The organism is Streptomyces sp. CC224B, from assembly GCF_030010595.1.
Classification (GTDB): Bacteria; Actinomycetota; Actinomycetes; order Streptomycetales; family Streptomycetaceae; genus Streptomyces; species Streptomyces longispororuber.
Genome location: NZ_JASCXL010000015.1, coordinates 60,960 through 78,502, shown reverse-complemented (window position 1 = coordinate 78,502; position 17,543 = coordinate 60,960). Strand labels below are relative to the sequence as shown.

Annotated in this window: 13 protein-coding genes; 9 read left to right on the top strand and 4 right to left on the bottom strand. The window is 74.4% G+C overall.

Annotated features, from left to right (window positions below):
* Positions 1 to 148: 148 nt before the first annotated feature.
* The 3 genes from QK440_RS08630 to QK440_RS08620 are packed head-to-tail and all read right to left on the bottom strand — an operon-like array spanning position 149 to position 2,934.
* Entirely contained in the window at positions 149 to 388 is a 240-nt protein-coding gene (locus QK440_RS08630) for a hypothetical protein (protein WP_190137368.1), read from the bottom strand.
* Positions 389 to 436: 48 nt separating this feature from the next.
* Positions 437 to 2,689 carry a 4-alpha-glucanotransferase gene (gene malQ / locus QK440_RS08625; protein ID WP_282792406.1) on the bottom strand — a complete coding sequence of 751 codons (2,253 nt, stop codon included), beginning with the start codon at positions 2,687 to 2,689 and terminating at the stop codon, positions 437 to 439.
* Positions 2,690 to 2,697: 8 nt separating this feature from the next.
* A complete protein-coding gene (locus QK440_RS08620; protein WP_190137370.1) occupies positions 2,698 to 2,934 on the bottom strand; it encodes a hypothetical protein in 237 nt (78 codons plus the stop codon).
* A gap of 524 nt (positions 2,935 to 3,458) precedes the next feature.
* Here QK440_RS08620 and QK440_RS08615 point away from each other — a divergent pair.
* Positions 3,459 to 6,401: a beta-N-acetylglucosaminidase domain-containing protein gene (locus QK440_RS08615; RefSeq protein WP_282792405.1), complete on the top strand. Its 2,943-nt coding sequence runs from the start codon at positions 3,459 to 3,461 to the stop codon at positions 6,399 to 6,401.
* Between the two features lie 121 nt (positions 6,402 to 6,522).
* Here QK440_RS08615 and QK440_RS08610 read toward each other — a convergent pair whose 3' ends face one another.
* On the bottom strand, positions 6,523 to 7,059 hold the full coding sequence (locus tag QK440_RS08610; protein ID WP_282792404.1) for an HNH endonuclease: 537 nt from the start codon (positions 7,057 to 7,059) through the stop codon (positions 6,523 to 6,525).
* Between the two features lie 288 nt (positions 7,060 to 7,347).
* On the opposite strand from QK440_RS08610, the gene QK440_RS08605 reads away from it, so the two are divergent.
* The 8 genes from QK440_RS08605 to QK440_RS08570 all read left to right on the top strand — a co-directional run bounded on the left by QK440_RS08605 (position 7,348) and on the right by QK440_RS08570 (position 17,389).
* Entirely contained in the window at positions 7,348 to 8,436 is a 1,089-nt protein-coding gene (locus QK440_RS08605) for a mechanosensitive ion channel family protein (RefSeq protein ID WP_282792403.1), read from the top strand.
* Between the two features lie 236 nt (positions 8,437 to 8,672).
* Positions 8,673 to 9,851 (top strand): ROK family transcriptional regulator, encoded by a 1,179-nt coding sequence (locus tag QK440_RS08600; RefSeq protein ID WP_282792402.1) that lies wholly within the window; start codon positions 8,673 to 8,675, stop codon positions 9,849 to 9,851.
* 147 nt (positions 9,852 to 9,998) lie between these two features.
* The gene (locus QK440_RS08595) at positions 9,999 to 11,339 is read left to right on the top strand and encodes an ABC transporter substrate-binding protein (protein ID WP_282792401.1); all 1,341 of its coding nucleotides are present in this window, start codon (positions 9,999 to 10,001) and stop codon (positions 11,337 to 11,339) included.
* 13 nt (positions 11,340 to 11,352) lie between these two features.
* Entirely contained in the window at positions 11,353 to 12,288 is a 936-nt protein-coding gene (locus QK440_RS08590; protein WP_282792400.1) for a sugar ABC transporter permease, read from the top strand.
* 6 nt (positions 12,289 to 12,294) lie between these two features.
* Positions 12,295 to 13,206: a carbohydrate ABC transporter permease gene (locus QK440_RS08585; protein ID WP_282792399.1), complete on the top strand. Its 912-nt coding sequence runs from the start codon at positions 12,295 to 12,297 to the stop codon at positions 13,204 to 13,206.
* A gap of 7 nt (positions 13,207 to 13,213) precedes the next feature.
* Positions 13,214 to 14,479, top strand: coding sequence for a 6-phospho-beta-glucosidase (locus tag QK440_RS08580; protein ID WP_282792398.1), 1,266 nt, complete (start codon positions 13,214 to 13,216; stop codon positions 14,477 to 14,479).
* Positions 14,470 to 15,462 carry a BadF/BadG/BcrA/BcrD ATPase family protein gene (locus QK440_RS08575; protein WP_282792397.1) on the top strand — a complete coding sequence of 331 codons (993 nt, stop codon included), beginning with the start codon at positions 14,470 to 14,472 and terminating at the stop codon, positions 15,460 to 15,462. Before QK440_RS08580 ends, QK440_RS08575 begins: the two co-directional genes overlap by 10 nt.
* Positions 15,463 to 15,997: 535 nt before the next feature.
* Positions 15,998 to 17,389, top strand: a complete 1,392-nt coding sequence (locus QK440_RS08570; protein WP_282792396.1) for a hypothetical protein — start codon at positions 15,998 to 16,000, stop codon at positions 17,387 to 17,389.
* Positions 17,390 to 17,543 lie beyond the last annotated feature (154 nt).

The window sequence follows — 17,543 nt, the reverse complement described above, 5'->3', positions numbered from 1 at the left end:
AGCGTTCCTTGAAGCTGAACTGAACGTTCTACGGGCGCACACGCACGCGAGGGCGCCCCTCGGCGGCGTACACACCGGGAGACGTCTGACGAGGTCTCACCGTGTACGTCGCCGAGGGGCGCCCTCGGTGTTGTCAGCAGCGGGCGGTTCAGCCCTGCTTCTGCTGCTTGCGGGACTTGTCACCCACCATGACCAGGCCCGCGATCACCAGGAAGAGGACGATCGGCGCCGCGACGTACAGACCGAGGGTCTCCGCCACGCTCAGCTTGGGCGCCGGGTCGTCGCCGTCGTCCCGGGTGAGCGCGAACGCGGGGGACGACATGAGCAGCATCATCAGCGTCGTTCCGGAGGCGAGGGCTCCGGCGCGCAGGGCATTCTTCTTGTCCACGATGCCAACGTAGCGAACGGCTCCCCGGGCCGCGCGCCCGGGGTGCCATCAGGGGGCGGCGGCACCGCCCCGATCGGTGGTGCGCCCGGCCCGGCAGGACCGGAAGACATCGAGCAGCGCGTGCAGCCGCGGCGACGCCGTGAGTTCCTCCAGGGACACCGGGCGGCCCTTCGCGTCGGCGACGGGCAGCCGCCAGTTGGGGTACTGGTCCCAGGTGCCCGGCACGTTCTGCGGGCGGCGGTCGCCGACCGTGTCCGGCAGCCAGATGCCGACCAGCCGGGCCGGGGTCGCGAGCAGGAACCGGTGCACCGCGCGGACCTCGTCCTCCTCCCTGCCCGCGCCGCCCGGGAGCAGCCCGAGCCGGGAGATCAGCGCCAGCCACTCGCGGACGTCGGCGTCGGCCTCGGCGCGCTCGGCGGCCAGGGGGCGGGTCAGCAGGCCGAGCTCGTGGCGGAGCCGGACGTGCTCGCCGGTGACGCGCGCCGCCGTGGACGGCAGGTCGTGGGTGGTGGCGGTGGCCAGGCAGTCCGCCCGCCACGCCTCGGGCGGCAACGGCCCCCCGTCCCGCGCCCCGGTGCCCGCTGCTCCCTCTTCTTCCTCTTCTCCCTCTTCTCCCTCTTCCCCCTCGGCGCCCTCCTGCGCCTCCGCGCCGCCCTCCGCCTCCGCGCCCGGCCCGGAAGCCGCCCCGTGCCAGTCGCGTTCGAACCACAGCACGGACGTGCCGAGGATCCCGCGCTCGCGCAGCGCCTCCCGTACGCCCGGCTCGACCGTGCCGAGGTCCTCGCCGATCACGAGGGCCCCGGCGCGGTGGGCCTCCAGGACGAGGACGGCGAGCATCGCCTCGGCGTCGTACCGGACGTACGTCCCTTCGGTGGGGCGGCGGCCCTCCGGCACCCACCACAGCCGGAACAGGCCCATCACGTGGTCGATGCGCACGGCGCCCGCGTGCCGCAGCGTGGCGCGCAGCAGGTCGCGGAAGGGCGCGTACCCGGACGCGGCGAGCCGGTCGGGCCGCCACGGGGGCAGGCCCCAGTCCTGGCCGTGCGCGTTGAACGCGTCCGGGGGCGCGCCCGCCGACATGCGCGCCGCGAAGTACCGCTGCTGCGCCCAGGAGTCGGCGCCGTGCGGGTGCACGCCGACGGCCAGGTCGTGCACCAGGCCGATGTCCATGCCGGCGTCCCGCGCGGCCCGCTGGGCGGTGGCCAGCTGCTCGTCCACGTACCAGGCGAGGCGCTCGTACAGGTCGACGCGGTCCATCAGCTCGGTGCGGGCGCGGGCCGTCTCGCGGCTCGCCGGGTCGCGCAGGGGCGCGGGCCAGGCGCGCCAGTCCGGTCCGTGCCGCTCGGCGAGGGCGTACCAGGTGGCGTGCGCCTCCAGGGCCTCGCCGTGCTCGGCGAGGAAGGCGCTGTACGCGGCGCGGCGGCCGGGCCCGAGCGGCAGCCGGGCGACCGCTTCCAGGGCCGCCGCCTTCAGCTCCCACACGGCGTCCCGGTCGATCAGCGCGTCCTCCGCCAGGACGGAGCGGCGCAGCGCGTCGGCCCGCCCGGCGATCTCGCCCGCCCGCTCCCGGTCGGCGCCCCGCAGGTACGCGGACTCCGGTACGGCCTCCACGCGGAGGTGCACGGGGTCGGGGAAGCGCCGCGACGACGGCCGGTACGGGGACGGGTCGCTGCTGCCGCCCGGGGGCGCGGGCACCGCCGCGTGCAACGGGTTGACCTGGATGAACCCGGCCCCCACCGCGCGCCCCGCCCAGGTCGCCAGCTCCGCCAGGTCGCCGAGGTCGCCCATCCCCCAGGAGCGGCCGCTGAGGAGGGAGTAGAGCTGCACCAGGAACCCGTACGACCGGCCCCGCGGCCCCGGCGCGCGGCGCGGGGCGACCACCAGGTGCGCCTCGGCGGTGGCGCCCTCCGGGGTGGTGGCGCGCAGCCGGTGCGCGCCCAGGGGCAGGGGCGGGGGCGGCTCAGGGGCGTGCCAGGTGAGGGTCTCGCGCCGCTCGGTGCGCAGGTCGATCCGGGTGCGGGGCGGTAGGTCCGCGAAGGGGCCCCGGCGCTCCTCGGCTGCGGCCGCGCCCTCGGCCCCGTCGCCCTGCCAGAGGACCACCGTCGGCGGCAACAGCCGCTCGGCCAGGGCGCGTTCGCGGGCGGCCAGCGCGTCGCGGACCGCGTCGGGGGTGCTCGCGTCGACGTCGAGCGCGGCCAGGGCTGCGACGACCGCGTCGTCGGAGGCCGGGACCGTGCGGCCCGGCGACGGCGAGTAGGACGTGGCCACGCCGTACAGGTCGGCGAGGCGGGCCAGGGTCACGCGGCCCCCTAGACGACGGCCGGGTCCAGGCCCGCGGCCGCGCCCGTGGAGGTCGGCTCGCTGGTCAGCGGCGCGGCGTCGGTCAGCGGCGGCTCACTGGTGAGCGGTGCGGCGTCCGGCAGCGGGGGCTCGCTGGTGAGCGGCGGCTCCAGGCAGCCGCAGGAGCAGGAGCCGTCGAGGCCGGAGTCGGGGTGCGAGACGTCGCGGGGGAAGCCGGGCGGGAGAAGATTCGCCGAAGGGGGCACGGAACGCTCCTTGTTTCGCGGGTGGGCGCGGTTGGGCGTGGGATTTCGCGGTTTCCGGTTCCCGGGGGCATACCCACTGCGCGGGGCCGCACCCGTAAACGGTAGGCGAACGTGGCGCTGGTCACAGCCCGGGGGCCTCGCGGGGGGCGCCCCAGTCCCGCCCCTTTCCCGAAACCATGGGCTGCCGCCCCTGGCACCCCGCTTGATCGGCCTTCGGCCTCGTCCTCAAACGCCGGACGGGCTGGAACTTTCCGCCGAGCGCGGCTGAGATCTTCAGCCGTGGCCGCGCTGAACGTCTCCGCCGTGGCCGCGCTTGAGATCTTTCAGCCCGTCCGGCGTTTGAGGACGAGCGCGCAGCGCGATTTCGGGGGTCCAGGGGGCGGAGCCCCCTGGTTACGGGAAGGGGCGGGACTGGGGAGCCCCCGGCAGGGCCCGCCCCGTGGCGTTGACACCTCCCCCGCCCCAATGGTGGGCTCGGAGCGCTACGTAACCGCGCGTGCGACGACAGTAACGAAGGGGGCGCCATGCCTCTGCGCCGGGGAAGGAGCGCGGCCGCCCTCGCGGCGGCCCTCCTCGCGGGCACCCTCACCCCGGGCGCCACGGAACCCGCCCACGCCACCCCACCCACCCCGGACGGCCCCCTGGCCGGCACCCCGGACGACCAGCGCAGCGGCGCCGCGACGCCCCAGGTGTGGCCGCGCCCGCACAGCCTGGAGCGCTCCGCCGCGGGCCCGGTCACCGTGGGCGACGCGGTGGTGCTGGAGGCGGACGGCGCCGACCCGCACACCGTCGAGGCGCTGCGGGAGCTGCTGCGCCGGGCGGGAGCGCGGCGGATCACCGAGGTCCGCCCGCACGCGCCCCCGCCCCCCGGCGCGCACCTGCTCGTCCGCGCCGGGGGCCCCGGCGCGGACGACGCCCTCCGCGCGCTCGGCGCGCCACCGCGCGCCGATCTGCCGTCGGGCGGCTACCGCCTGGCGGTGGGCAAGGCCGCGGGCCGCGACACGGTGGCCCTGGACGGCGTCGGGCCCGACGGCCTCTTCCACGCGGCGCAGACGCTGCGGCAACTGGCCGACCCCGCGACCCGGCTGATCCCCGGCGTCCGCGTCCGGGACTGGCCCGCGGCCCCGGTGCGCGGCCTGACGGAGGGCTTCTACGGCACCCCGTGGACCCGCGAGGAGCGCCTGGCCCAGCTCGACTTCCTGGGCCGCACCAAGCAGAACCGCTACCTGTACGCCCCCGGGGACGACCTGTACCGCCAGGCCCGGTGGCGCGAGCCGTACCCGGCGGCGCAGCGCGCGGAGTTCCGGGCGCTCGCCGAGCGCGCCGCGCGCAACCACGTGACGCTCGCCTGGGCGGTGGCCCCCGGCCAGGGCATGTGCCTGTCCTCCGAGCGGGACGTGCGGGACCTCGTCCGCAAGGTCGAGGCCATGTGGGCGCTGGGCTTCCGGGCGTTCCAGCTCCAGTTCCAGGACGTGAGCTACAGCGAGTGGCACTGCGGCGCGGACGCGGACACCTTCGGCTCGGGCCCCGGCGCGGCGGCGCGGGCGCAGGCCCGGGTCGCGAACGCCGTGTCCCGGCACCTGGCCGACCGGCACCCCGGGGCGCCGCCGCTGTCCCTGATGCCGACGGAGTACTTCCAGGACGGCGCGACCGCGTACCGCGCGGCGCTGGCCCGCCGCCTCGATCCCGGGGTGCAAGTGGCGTGGACGGGCGTCGGCGTGGTGCCGCGCACCATCACCGGGCGCGAACTGGCGGGCGCGCGCGAGGCGTTCGGCGCGCATCCGCTCGTCACGATGGACAACTACCCGGTGAACGACTTCGCGCGGGACCGCGTCTTCCTCGGCCCTTACACCGGCCGCGAGCCCGCTGTCGCGCAGGGCTCGGCGGCGCTGCTCGGTACCGCGATGGAGCAGCCGGCCGCGTCCCGCGTCGCGCTGTTCACGGCCGCCGACTACGCCTGGAACCCCCGGGGCTACCGCCCGCAGGAGTCCTGGTCCGCGGCGATCGACGACCTGGCGGGCGGCGACGCGCGGGCCCGCCGCGCGCTGCGGGCGCTCGCCGGGAACAGCGCCTCGTCCGTGCTCGGCGCACAGGAGTCGGCGTACCTGCGGCCCCTGCTGAGGGCCTTCTGGGCGGCCCGGGCGGCGGGCGACCCCGCCCGGGCCGAGGCCGCGGCGCGGGAGCTGCGCTCGGCGTTCGGCGTGCTGCGTACGGCGCCCGCGCACCTCGCGGGGACGGACGTCGCGCGCGAACTCGCCCCCTGGATCGCCCAGTTGGCGCGCCACGGCGAGGCGGGCGAGGCGGCCGTCGACATGCTGGGCGCGGCGGCCCGCGGCGACGGCGCCGCCGCGTGGCGCGCGGCACGGTCGCTGCGCGCCGTCCGCGCCGCGCTGCGCGGGGGCGGCGTGACGGTCGGCCAGGGCGTGCTCGACCCCTTCCTCGCGCGCGCCGAGCGGGCGTACGGGACGTGGGCGGGCCTGGACGGCGAGCACGCCGCCGAGGGCGCGGACACCCGCTGGGGGCGGGCCCGGCCGCTGGCCGCCGTGACGGTCCTCACCGACCCGGGCACGCGCGGCGCGGTGGAGGCGCACGTGCCCGGTGAGGGCTGGCGCCGCCTGGCCGCGCTGTCCCCGTCGGGCTTCACGGAGGCACGGCCCGGCCCGCGGGGCGCCCCCCGCGTCGACGCGCTGCGGGTCGGCGCGTCCGGTGGAACGGTCCGGCACCTCGCGCCCTGGTTCGCCGACGCGCCCGCCGCACGGCTCGCCCTGGCCCGGGCCGAGGTGGACGCGGAGATCGGCGGCGGCCCGCAGCGGGTGACGGCGAAGCTGCTCTCCCGGCGCCCCGGCGACGTGCGCGGCGGGCTCGGCGCGCGGCCGCCCCGGGGCGTCGAGGCGCGGGTCCCGGAGGTGGCGGTGCTGCCGCGCGGCACGGAGGTGACGGTGCCGCTCGACCTCACCGTCCCGGAGGGCACGCGCGCGGGCACGTACGAGGTCCCGGTGTCCTTGGCGGGCGAGGAGCGGACGGTGACGGTGCGGGCCTGGCCGCGCACGGGCGGCCCGGACCTGGCGCGCGGCAGGGTGGCGTCCTCGTCGGGCGACGAGACCGAGGACTTCCCCGCGTCGGCCGCCGTCGACGGCGACGCGGCGACCCGCTGGTCCTCACCCGCGCGGGACGGCGCCTGGTGGCAGCTCGACCTGGCCGAGCCGGTGCGCCTGGGGCAGGTGGTGCTGCGCTGGCAGGAGGCGTACGCCGCCGCCTACCGGATCCAGACCTCGGCCGACGGCCGGACCTGGCGCACGGCCGCCACCGTCCGCCACGGGCGCGGCGGGCGCGAGTCGGTGCGCATGGACGCCCCGGGCACCCGCTTCGTCCGGGTCCAGGGCGACCGGCGGGCGACCCGGTTCGGCTACTCGCTGTGGTCCGTGGAGGCCTACGCCGTGGTGGCCGGCCAGGGGACGGCGGGCTGACGGGCGGCCGGGGCCCGGACGGGAGGAGAGGAGGGACGGCGGAGCGGGGCCGCCGCACCGGCCCGGCGGTACGGCGCGCCGCGGGACGGCACGCCGTACGACAAAGGCCCGGACCGGCCCCCTAGGCGGAGATGCCGTCGATCCGGGCCATCGCGTCGTCCGCGCCGAACGGCTGCAGGTACGGCAGCCAGCGCGGATCCCGGTGCCCGGTGCCGATGATGCGCCAGGCGAGCCCGGTGGGCGGGGCGGGCTTGTGGCGCAGGCGCCAGCCGAGCTCCATCAGGTGCCGGTCGGCCTTCACGTGGTTGCAGCGGCGGCAGGACGCCACCACGTTGTCCCAGGCGTGCCGGCCCCCGCGGCTGCGGGGAATGACGTGGTCGACGCTGGTTGCGACGCCACCGCAGTACATGCACCGGCCGCCGTCACGGGCGAACAGCGCACGGCGGGTCAGTGGAACGGGCCCCCGGTAGGGAACCCTCACGAACCGCTTGAGCCGGACCACGCTGGGAGCGGGGACGGTGCGGGTCGCGCTGTGCAGGAAGGCGCCGGACTCCTCGAGGCAGAGTGCCTTGTTCTCCAGGACGAGGACGAGCGCGCGGCGGAGCGGTACGACGCCGAGGGGCTCGTACGACGCGTTGAGGACCAGGACATGCGGCACGGATGCCTCCTTGTACGCCGGCGGCGCGTGGCTCGCGCCGGGACGATCTGCGGTCCAGTTTCCCCTCATGCCTGGTCGAAGCGCCACCATGTCCCCGTAACGGCCTTGACGTGTTTTCGACCACACCCCAGGGGTGGCACCTCTCCCCAGGGGGGAGCAGCCGCTGGTCACCGGTTGATCGTCCGGCCCTCTTCGAACATGACAACGATCCCCACACAATGCCCCGTTAGTGTGGTGGGTCTGCCCGAGCGTCTTCGGCGCAGACCGCTATGCCTGGAGGTATCCGCCGTGTTCCTGTCCGTGCTCTCGGCCGCCGGGACGGACCCGGACCCGACGAGGACACCGAAACCCGTCACCCTCGACGACGCCCACCAGAGCGCTGAGAACGCCGCGAGCTGGGTGGAGGAGAACTGGTCGACGTGGCTCGCCATCGGGCTGCGCATCCTGCTGATCGTCGTGATCGCGATGGTGCTCAGAGCGGTCGTACGGCGCACCATCACCAAGTTCATCGACCGGATGAACCGCACGGCGCAGGCCGTGGACGGCACGCCGCTCGGCGGGCTCCTGGTCAACGTGGAGCGGCGCAGGCAGCGCTCGCAGGCCATCGGGTCGGTGCTGCGCTCGGTGGCGTCGTTCCTGATCCTGGGGACGGCCGCGCTGATGGTGCTGAGCGCCTTCGAGATCAACCTTGCGCCGCTGCTCGCCTCCGCCGGTGTGGCCGGCGTCGCGATCGGCTTCGGCGCGCGCAACCTGGTCACCGACTTCCTGTCCGGCGTGTTCATGATCCTGGAGGACCAGTACGGCGTCGGTGACTCCATCGACGCGGGCGTGGCCTCCGGCGAGGTCATCGAGGTCGGCCTGCGCGTCACCAAGCTGCGCGGCGACGACGGCGAGATCTGGTACGTGCGCAACGGCGAGGTCAAGCGCATCGGCAACCTCTCCCAGGGCTGGTCCACGGCAGGGGTCGACGTGACGGTGCGCTCGGACGAGGACCTGGACAAGGTCAAGCGGGTGCTCGGCGAGGTCGGCGAGCGCATCGCCAAGGAGGAGCCCTGGAACGAGCAGCTCTGGGGCCCGCTCGAGGTGCTCGGCCTGGACAGCGTGCTGCTCGACCAGATGGTGGTGCGGGTCGCGGCGAAGACGATGCCGGGCAAGTCGCTCGGCGTGGAGCGGGAGCTGCGCTGGCGGATCAAGCGGGCCTTCGACGCGGAGGGCATCCGCATCGTGGGCGGCGTCCCGCTGCCGCAGCAGGAGGACGCGGCCGCCCCGGACCCGACGGCGGGCATGGCGGCACCCTCCGCGTTCGCCTCGGCGACGTCCCCGCAGTCGCTGACGGCGTCCCCGATACCCCCGCCGCCGCCGAACCTGTCGAAGTAGGAGCGTTTTCGGACACCCTCCACGCACGCCCCAAGGGGGCGCCCGGCATCTGCCGGGCGCCCCCTTCGCCTGTGCGCACCACCGCGCGCCTCACCGCAGATAACGACTTGGTTGCCCCCGCGCCGCCCACTCTTGACGGTTCCTTCACGGCGGCTTACGTTCCTCGCAACCAATAGGAAGCCTTCCTAACAGTGACGTGCGGGAGGCGGGCCGCCGAAAGGCAGGTGTCGTCAGCGATGGCTGGAACCACCCCCTCCACGGGGTCGCCCGGCGTGCCGGGCACGCCTCGCGTGCTCCGCGCCATGAACGACCGCGCCGCGCTCGACCTGCTCGCCGCCCACGGGCCGCTCACCCGCACCCGCATCGGCGAGCTCACCGGCCTGTCCAAGCCCACCACCTCGCAGCTGCTCAGCCGCCTGGAGAGCGCGGGCCTGGTCCGCACCACCGGCCGCCAGAGCGGACGCCCCGGCCCGAACGCCGTCCTGTACGAGATCGACCCCGCCGTCGGGAGCGTCGCCGCGCTCTCCGCCGACCCGAACGGCCTCACCGCCCTGGTCGCCGACATCACCGGGCGCGAGGTGGGCCGCTTCCGGGTGGAGGCCGACGCCGTCGCCGAGGACGTGCGCCACCGCACCGCCCAGCTCGTCGTCGAGGCCGTGGACGGCGCCCTCGCGCAGGCCGGGCTCGGCCACGAGGACCTGCGCGCCACCGTCATCGGCACCCCCGGCGCCATCGACCCGCACGACGGGCGCCTGCGCTACGCCCCGCACCTGCCCGGCTGGCACTCGCGCACCCTGCGCGCCGAGCTGGCCGAGGTCCTCGGCACCCCGGTCACCATCGAGAACGACGTCAACCTCGCCGCCATCGCCGAGCAGTACGAGGGCGCCGCCCAGGACCACGACGACTTCGTGCTCGCCTGGCTCGACGAGGGCGTGGGCGCCGCCATCGTGCTCGGCGGCACCCTGCTGCGCGGCGCGACCGGCGGCGCGGGCGAGATCGGCTACATGCCGGTGCCGGGCGCCCCGCTGCTGCGCGGCCCCGAGGGCACGCCCGGCTCGTATCGGGGCGGGTTCGAGAGCCTCGTCTCCGGCTCGGTGGTCCGCGAGCGCGCGGGCGGCAAGGAGCTGCCCGACGCCCTCGCCGACGCCGCCGTGCGCGACGAGCTGGCCCAGCACATCGCCACCGCCCTCGCCGCGGTCGTGGCGGTCGTCGACCCCGAGCTCGTCGTCCTGTCCGGCCAGGTGGCCCAGGCGGGCGGCGAGGAACTGCGCCTGCGCGTGACGCGGGAGCTGACCGGCCTGGCCCTGCCGTGCCCGCTGCTGCGCATCAGCGAACTGGACGGCGACCCCATCCTCACCGGCGCCCTGCGCACGGCCCTCACCCAGGCCCGGGACACCGTCTTCGACACGGCCTGAGCCCCGCCGAAACCCCGCACCCCCGCCCCTGCGCATCCCCGCATCCCTGCGCCTCCGCACCCCCCGCACCAACGGGGGCCGCACCTCCGCACTTCCTCCCCTCCGCCCCCTCCCCCTCCCCGCCCCCTCCCGCAAAGGAAGTCCGCCATGCCGCGATGGCGCATACGCGCACGCGTGCCGGTCGCGCTCGCCGCCGCCGGGCTGCTCCTGTCCGGCTGCGCCAACCCGAGCACCGGCAGCGCCGACGACGACCCGACCAAGCCCGTGACGCTGAAGTTCTGGCACGGCTGGTCCGCGCCCGGCGAGGTCGAGGCGATCAATGAGAGCATCGACCGGTTCGAGAAGCTGCACCCCAACATCACGGTGCAGGCCACCGAGAACGTCACCGACGCCACCATCAACCAGGCCCTCAGGGCCGGCGGCGGCGAGAGCCCCGACGTCGTGATCTCCTTCACCACCAACAACGTCGGCCAGTACTGCGACTCCGGCATGTGGGTCGACCTCGATCCGTTCATGCGGAAGACCGGGCTCGACAAGAAGAAGACGTTCCCCAAGACCCTGCTCGACTACACGAGTTACGAAGGCACCCAGTGCGCGCTCCCGCTCCTCGCGGACGCGTTCGGCATGTACTACAACAAGGACGCCTTCGACGAGGCGGGCATCGCGCGCCCGCCGCGCACCATGTCGGAGTTCAGGAAGGCCGCCGCGAAGCTCACCGTGCGCAGCGGCAAGGACTCGTACAAGCGGGTCGGCTTCATGCCCAACTTCCGCCTGTACCAGAACAGTCCGGACCGGCTGTTCGCGCAGTGGGGCCCCCGCTACTTCGACGCCGACGGCAAGTCGCGGCTCGCCGACGACCCCAAGACGTACGACTACTTCAGGACCACCAACGAGCTGATCGACGCCCAGGGCGGCTACGCGGACCTGGAGAAGTTCCGCGCCACCTTCGGCGACGAGATGTCCAGCCAGAACGCCTTCCTCACCGGGAAGCTCGCCATGCACCTGGACGGCGAGTGGCGCGGCCTGATGCTGAAGGACGCCAAGGCGAGGTTCGACTGGGGCGTGGCGCCGCTGCCGGTGCCGGACGACCAGGCGGACACCTACGGCCGGGGCTTCGTCACCGGCACGGTCGCGGGCATCGCGCACAGCAGCAGGCACCAGAACGCGGCCTGGGAGCTGGTCCGGTTCCTGACCGCCGACACCGACCAGGTCGTCGCCTTCGCCAACGCCATCCACAACGTCCCGTCCACCTACGCGGCCCTCAAGTCGCCCCGCCTGGACGCCGACCCGCGCTTCCGCACGTTCTTCCGCATCCTGGAGAACAAGCACAGCCGGGCGATGCCGCCCTCCACCAACGGCGGCGCGTACATCGTCTCGCTCCAGGACTTCTCCTACTCCGTCGAGGCCGGGCACGAGAAGGACCTGCGCAAGGGCCTGCGCGAGCTCGACGAACAGATCGACGCCGACAACCTCCAGGCCGAGAACTGAGGAGCGCCCCGCCATGGCCCTGACCCTCTCCAGGCCCGCGCGCCGCAGACTGCGCGTGCTGGGCTTCCTCTCCCCCTGGCTGATCGGCTTCAGCGTCTTCTTCGCGTACCCGCTGATCGCCACCGTCTACTTCTCGTTCATGCACTACAACCAGATCAAGGAGCCCACCTTCGTCGGGCTCAAGAACTGGCGGTACGTGTTCGAGCAGATGCCGCTGTTCGGCCCGGCCCTGTGGAACACCCTGTGGCTGGTCGTCGTGATGGTGGCGGTGCGCGTGGTCTTCGGGCTCTCGCTCGGGCTGCTCGTGACGAAGCTCAAGAGCGGCGTCGGGTTGTTCCGCACCGCCTTCTACCTCCCCTACCTCGCCCCGCCGGTGGCGGCCACGGTCGCCTTCGTGTTCCTGCTCAACCCGGGCACCGGACCCGTCAACGAGATCCTCGGCAGGGTCGGCATCGACGCGCCCGCCTGGTTCAACGACCCCGACTGGGCCAAGCCGTCGCTCGTGATGCTCGCCCTGTGGGGCATCGGCGACCTGATGGTGATCTTCATGGCGGCGCTGCTCGACGTCCCCAAGGAGCAGTACGAGGCCGCCGACCTGGACGGCGCGGGCGCCTGGGCGAAGTTCCGCTACGTCACCTGGCCGTCGATCACGCCGATCGTGATGTTCGCCGTGGTCACCGGCGTCGTCCAGACCATGCAGTACTACACGCAGGCGCTGGTCGCCGGAAAGGTCGCCTCCGGGGTCTCCATCGGGCCCGGCTCGGTGATCCAGCCCGGCTACCCCGACCACTCGACCCTCACGGTCCCCCAGCTCGTCTACTCGATGGGCTTCCAGAACTTCAACACCGGTGCGGCGTGCGTGCTCTCGCTCGTGCTCTTCGCCATCGCCATGGCCGCGACCCTGCTGCTCATGCGCAAGCGCTCGGGCCTGCTCGCGGCGGAGGACTGATCGACGATGACATCCACGACCCTCGGCGCGCCCGCGTCCACGCCGGCCGCCGCCCCCGTCAAGGAGCGCGGTCCCGCCGCCGCCCGCGCCCGCCGCAAGCGCGTCCTGCACTGGATCGCGGTGCACAGCGTCGCGATCGCCGTGGCCCTGCTGTTCGTCCTGCCGTTCGTGTTCGTCTTCCTGACGTCCGTGATGAGCGACGCGCAGGCCATGAGCGGCGACCTGTGGCCCAGCTCCTGGCACTGGGAGAACTACAGGACCGTCTTCGAGACCGACGGGTTCCTCACCTGGTGGCGCAACTCGCTGCTGTACGCGGGGCTCGGCACGCTGTTCACCGTGTGCTCGGCGATCCCCGTCGCGTACGCGCTCGCCAAGTTCCGCTTCCGCGGCCGGCGCACCGCGATGCTCCTCGTCATCTCCACGATGATGCTGCCGCCGCAGGTCATCGTGATCCCGATGTACCTGGTGTGGGCGCAGCAGTTCCACCTGTCGGGCACCCTGTGGCCGCTGATCATCCCGATGGCGTTCGGCGACGCGTACTCGATCTTCCTGCTGCGGCAGTTCCTCCTCACCATCCCCCAGGAGTACCTGGAGTCGGCGCGCGTCGACGGCTGCGGCGAGCTGCGGACCCTGCTGAAGATCGTCGTACCGATGGCCAAGCCCGGCATCGCGGCGATCGCGCTGTTCCAGTTCTTCTACTGCTGGAACGACTACTTCGGACCGCAGATCTACGCGGCGCAGGACCCGGGCTCCTGGACCCTCTCCTACGGCCTGGAGTCCTTCAAGAGCGCCCACATGGTGAACTGGAACGTGACCATGGCGGCGACGCTGCTGGTCATGGCTCCGGTCATCGTCATCTTCTTCTTCGCACAGAAGGCCTTCGTCGAAGGCGTCACCCTCACCGGAGTAAAGGGCTGATTCAGCAGTGAAGCTCGCAGTGGTCGGCGGAGGCTCGACCTACACACCCGAACTCATCGACGGTTTCGCCCGGTTGAGGGACACGCTGCCCATCGAGGAGCTGGTCCTCGTCGACCCGGCGGCCGACCGCCTGGAGCTGGTCGGCGGCCTCGCCCGCCGCATCTTCGCCAAGCAGGGCCACCCCGGCCGGATCGTCACCACCGGTGACGTGGACGCGGGCGTCGCCGGCGCCGACGCGGTGCTGCTCCAGCTCCGCGTCGGCGGGCAGGCGGCCCGGCAGCAGGACGAGACGTGGCCGCTGGAGTGCGGCTGCGTCGGCCAGGAGACGACGGGGGCGGGCGGCCTGGCGAAGGCGCTGCGCACGGTCCCGGTCGTCCTGGACATCGCCGAACGCGTCCGCCGCGCCAACCCGGACGCCTGGATCATCGACTTCACCAACCCCGTCGGCATCGTCACCCGCGCCCTGCTCCACGCCGGGCACAAGGCCGTCGGCCTGTGCAACGTCGCCATCGGCTTCCAGCGGAAGTTCGCCGCCCACCTGGACGCCGACCCGGCCCAGGTGCACCTGGACCACGTGGGCCTCAACCACCTCACCTGGGAGCTGGGCGTGCGCCTCGGCGGGCCCGACGGCGAGAACGTCCTGCCGAAGCTGCTCGCCGACCACGGCGACGCCGTCGCGGACGACCTGCGCATGCCGCGCTCCCTCGTGGACCGCCTCGGCGTCGTCCCCTCCTACTACCTGCGCTACTACTACCAGCACGACGAGGTCGTCCGGGAGCTCGCCACGAAGCCGTCCCGCGCCGCCGAGGTCGCCGCCATGGAGAAACGGCTGCTCGAGATGTACGGCGACCCGTCCCTGGACGAGAAGCCGGAGCTGCTGGCCAAGCGGGGCGGGGCCTTCTACAGCGAGGCCGCCGTGGACCTCGCCGCGTCGCTGCTCGGCGGTGGCGGCAGCCCGTACCAGGTGGTCAACACGTACAACAACGGCACGCTGCCCTTCCTCCCCGACGACGCGGTGATCGAGGTGCAGGCGGCGGTGGGCCGGGACGGCGCCGCCCCGCTGGCCGTGCCCGCCCTCGACCCGCTCTTCGCCGGGCTGATCGCGAGCGTCACGGCGTACGAGGACCTGGCGCTGGCCGCCGCGCTGCACGGGGGGCGCGAGCGCGTCTTCCGGGCCCTGCTCGCGCACCCGCTGATCGGCCAGTACGCCTACGCCGACCAGCTCACGGACAAGCTGCTCGCCCACAACCGGGAGCACCTCGCGTGGGCCTGAGGACCGCACGGGGCACCGTGCTCGCCATCGACGCGGGCAACAGCAAGACCGACGTCGCGGTGGTCGCGGCCGACGGCACGGTCGTCGGCGCGGCCCGCGGCGGCGGGTTCCAGCCGCCGCGGGTGGGCGTGGAGCCGGCGGTCGACGTCCTCGCCGAGGCGGTCGACCGGGCGCTGGCCGAGGCCGGGACGCCGTCCGTCGACCACGTCTCCGCCTGCCTGGCCAACGCCGACCTGCCCGTCGAGGAGGAGCAGTTGGCCGCCGCCCTGCGCCGCCGGGGGTGGGGCGCGGGCGTGGCCGTGCGCAACGACACCTTCGCCGTGCTGCGGGCCGGCCTCCTGGAGGACGCGGAGCCGCGCGGCGTCGCCGTGGTGTGCGGCGCCGGGGTCAACTGCGCGGGCATGCTGCCCGACGGCCGCACCGCGCGCTTCCCCGCCATCGGCAAGATCTCCGGGGACTGGGGCGGGGGCGGCGGGCTCGCCCAGGAGGCGCTGTGGCACGCCGCCCGCGCCGAGGACGGGCGCGGGGGGCCCACCGCCCTGATGCGGACGCTGCCCGCGCACTTCGGGCTCGACTCCATGTACGCGCTCATCGAGGCGCTGCACCTGGGCCGCATCGCGGCCTCGCGCCAGCACGAGCTGACGCCGGTGCTGTTCGCCACCGCGGCGGGGGGCGACGCGATCGCCCGGGAGCTGGTGGACCGCATGGCGGAGGAGGTCGTCACCATGGCCGTGGTGGCGCTGGGACGCCTCGGCCTCCTGGAGGAGGCCGCGCCCGTGCTGCTCGGCGGGGGTGTCCTTGCGGCGCGCCATCCCCGGCTCGACACGGGGGTCCGCGTACGGCTCGCGGAGCGGGCGCCCAAGGCGGTGCCCCGCGTGGTGAGCGAGCGGCCGGTCCTGGGCGCGGCCCTCCTGGGCCTCGACCACCTCGGGGCCCCGCCCCAGGTACACGCCCGGCTCCGCACCCACTACACCCCGGCCTGACCCTCCCACCGGGGCTCTTCCCACCCACCCACCCGTACAGCCCCGGCGCCCCGCCCCGGCCCCGGCCTAGCGGCTTGCACCACCGCCGTCGTCTGACCGTCACCGCCGCTCCGCGGCGAATCTCTCCCACCCGCCCACCCGTACAACCCCAGCGGCCCACCCGGCCCCGACCTAGCGGCTTGCACCGCCGTTGTCGGTCCTTGATGCCCCGGCACGGCGGGCAGGGCCGGGGAAATTCAGCCCGTCCGGCGTTTGAGGACGAGGCGCGGAGCGCCGAAAAAGGGGGTCCAGGGGGCGGAGCCCCCTGGTTTCGGGAAAGGGGCGGGCATGGGGGCTCCCGCAGGGAACCGAACACTGTTCCGACGCGTGTTCCCCTATGCCCGGCCCGTCCACCATCCGCGCAAGATCGGGTCAAGCCCCGTGCGGAACCCCGCCCCGGCGGCGATACTTGCGGCCGAGCACCGCTTCCCCGCCCCGGGCCCAGGGCCGGGAGACGGCGCCACGTCCGCTGACCGAGGGGGAGGTCGAGGCCGAGGTGACACACCCGCCCGCAGCACCAGAGGCACCGCCCAAGGCGCCCGCCCGGCAGAGCGCCTGGTCCGAAGGCGTCGACCAGCTGCGCAGGGCGGCCACCACCGAGCCCGGCAGGCTCCGCGTCATCGGCGCGGTCCTGGCCGCCCTGGTCCTCGCGTTCGGCACGGTCACCACCTGGGAGACGACGTCCCGCGCCGACGCCGCGGACCGCGTCCTGCACCGCAGCCAGCCCCTGAGCGCGGACGCCGCCGCGATCTACCGCTCGCTCGCGGACGCCAACACCGCGGCGTCCACCGGCTTCCTGGGCGGCGGCCAGGAGCCCCCGAAGGTCCGCGAGCGCTACCGCGCCGACATCGAGCGGGCCAGCGAGAAGCTGGCCACGGCCGCCTCCAACGCGGGCTCGGGCGGCACCGGCTCCTCGGCCGCCGCGATCAGCGAGCTGAACAAGCTGCTGCCCCAGTACACGTCCCTGATCGAGCGGGCCCGCGCCAACAACCGCCAGGGCCTGCCGCTCGGCGGCGCCTACCTGCGGTACGCGAACGACACCATGCAGACCCGCATGCTCCCGGCCGCGGAGAAGCTCTACCAGGCCGAGAACGAGCGCCTGGACGACGACTACGACGACGCCGAACCCTACCCGTGGGCCGCGATCGCCCTCGGCGTGCTCGCCCTTGCCGCCCTGGCGTGGGCCCAGCGGCGCAACTACCGCCGTACGAACCGGGTGTTCAACCCGGGCCTGGTCGCCGCCACCACGGCCACCGCCGTCGCCCTGCTGTGGCTGCTCGTGGGCCACACCGTCGCCCGCGCCGGGCTCGGCCAGTCGTACGACGACGGCGTACGGTCCCTGCACGTCCTCAACGACGCCCGCGTCAACTCCCTCAAGGCCCGGGGCAACGAGAACCTGACCCTGGTCAGCCGGGGCGCCGAGACGGTCACCACGGACCGCGGGGTCGGGGACAAGTTCGACATGGCCTACCAGGACCAGATGCGGAAGCTGGCCGGGGACTCCGGGCTGCTGTCCCGGGCCTCGCGCCTCGCCGACGACGACAAGGGCCGGGACCCGGTCCAGACGGCGGCGGACAGCGTGACCGAGTGGAAGGCGCGGCACAAGTCGGCCCGGGCGAGCGACGACGCCGGGGACTACGAGGGCGCGCTCGACAAGGTCATCGGCTCCCCCACGGCCAAGAACACCACGTCGACCGGCGAGTCCTTCGACACCGTGGACGCGGCCCTAGACGCCGCGCTCGCGCACGAGCAGCGGGAGTTCCAGCGGGCCGCCGAGGACGGCAAGGGCGCGATGGCGGGCCTGCCCGTGGGCGCCGCGATCCTCGCGGTGCTCGGCGCGGTCGCCGCCGTCCTCGGCATCGGCCGCAGGCTCTCGGAGTACCGGTGACCGGGGCGCGGGTGACACGGGTGACGCGGGCGACACGGATGTCGCGGGTGATACGGGCGACATGGGTGACGTGGAAGTCGCAGGTGGTACGGGTGCCGCGGGTGACGCGGCCGGCTCGGATGACGTACATGTCGCGCAAGGCGCGCATGGCGCA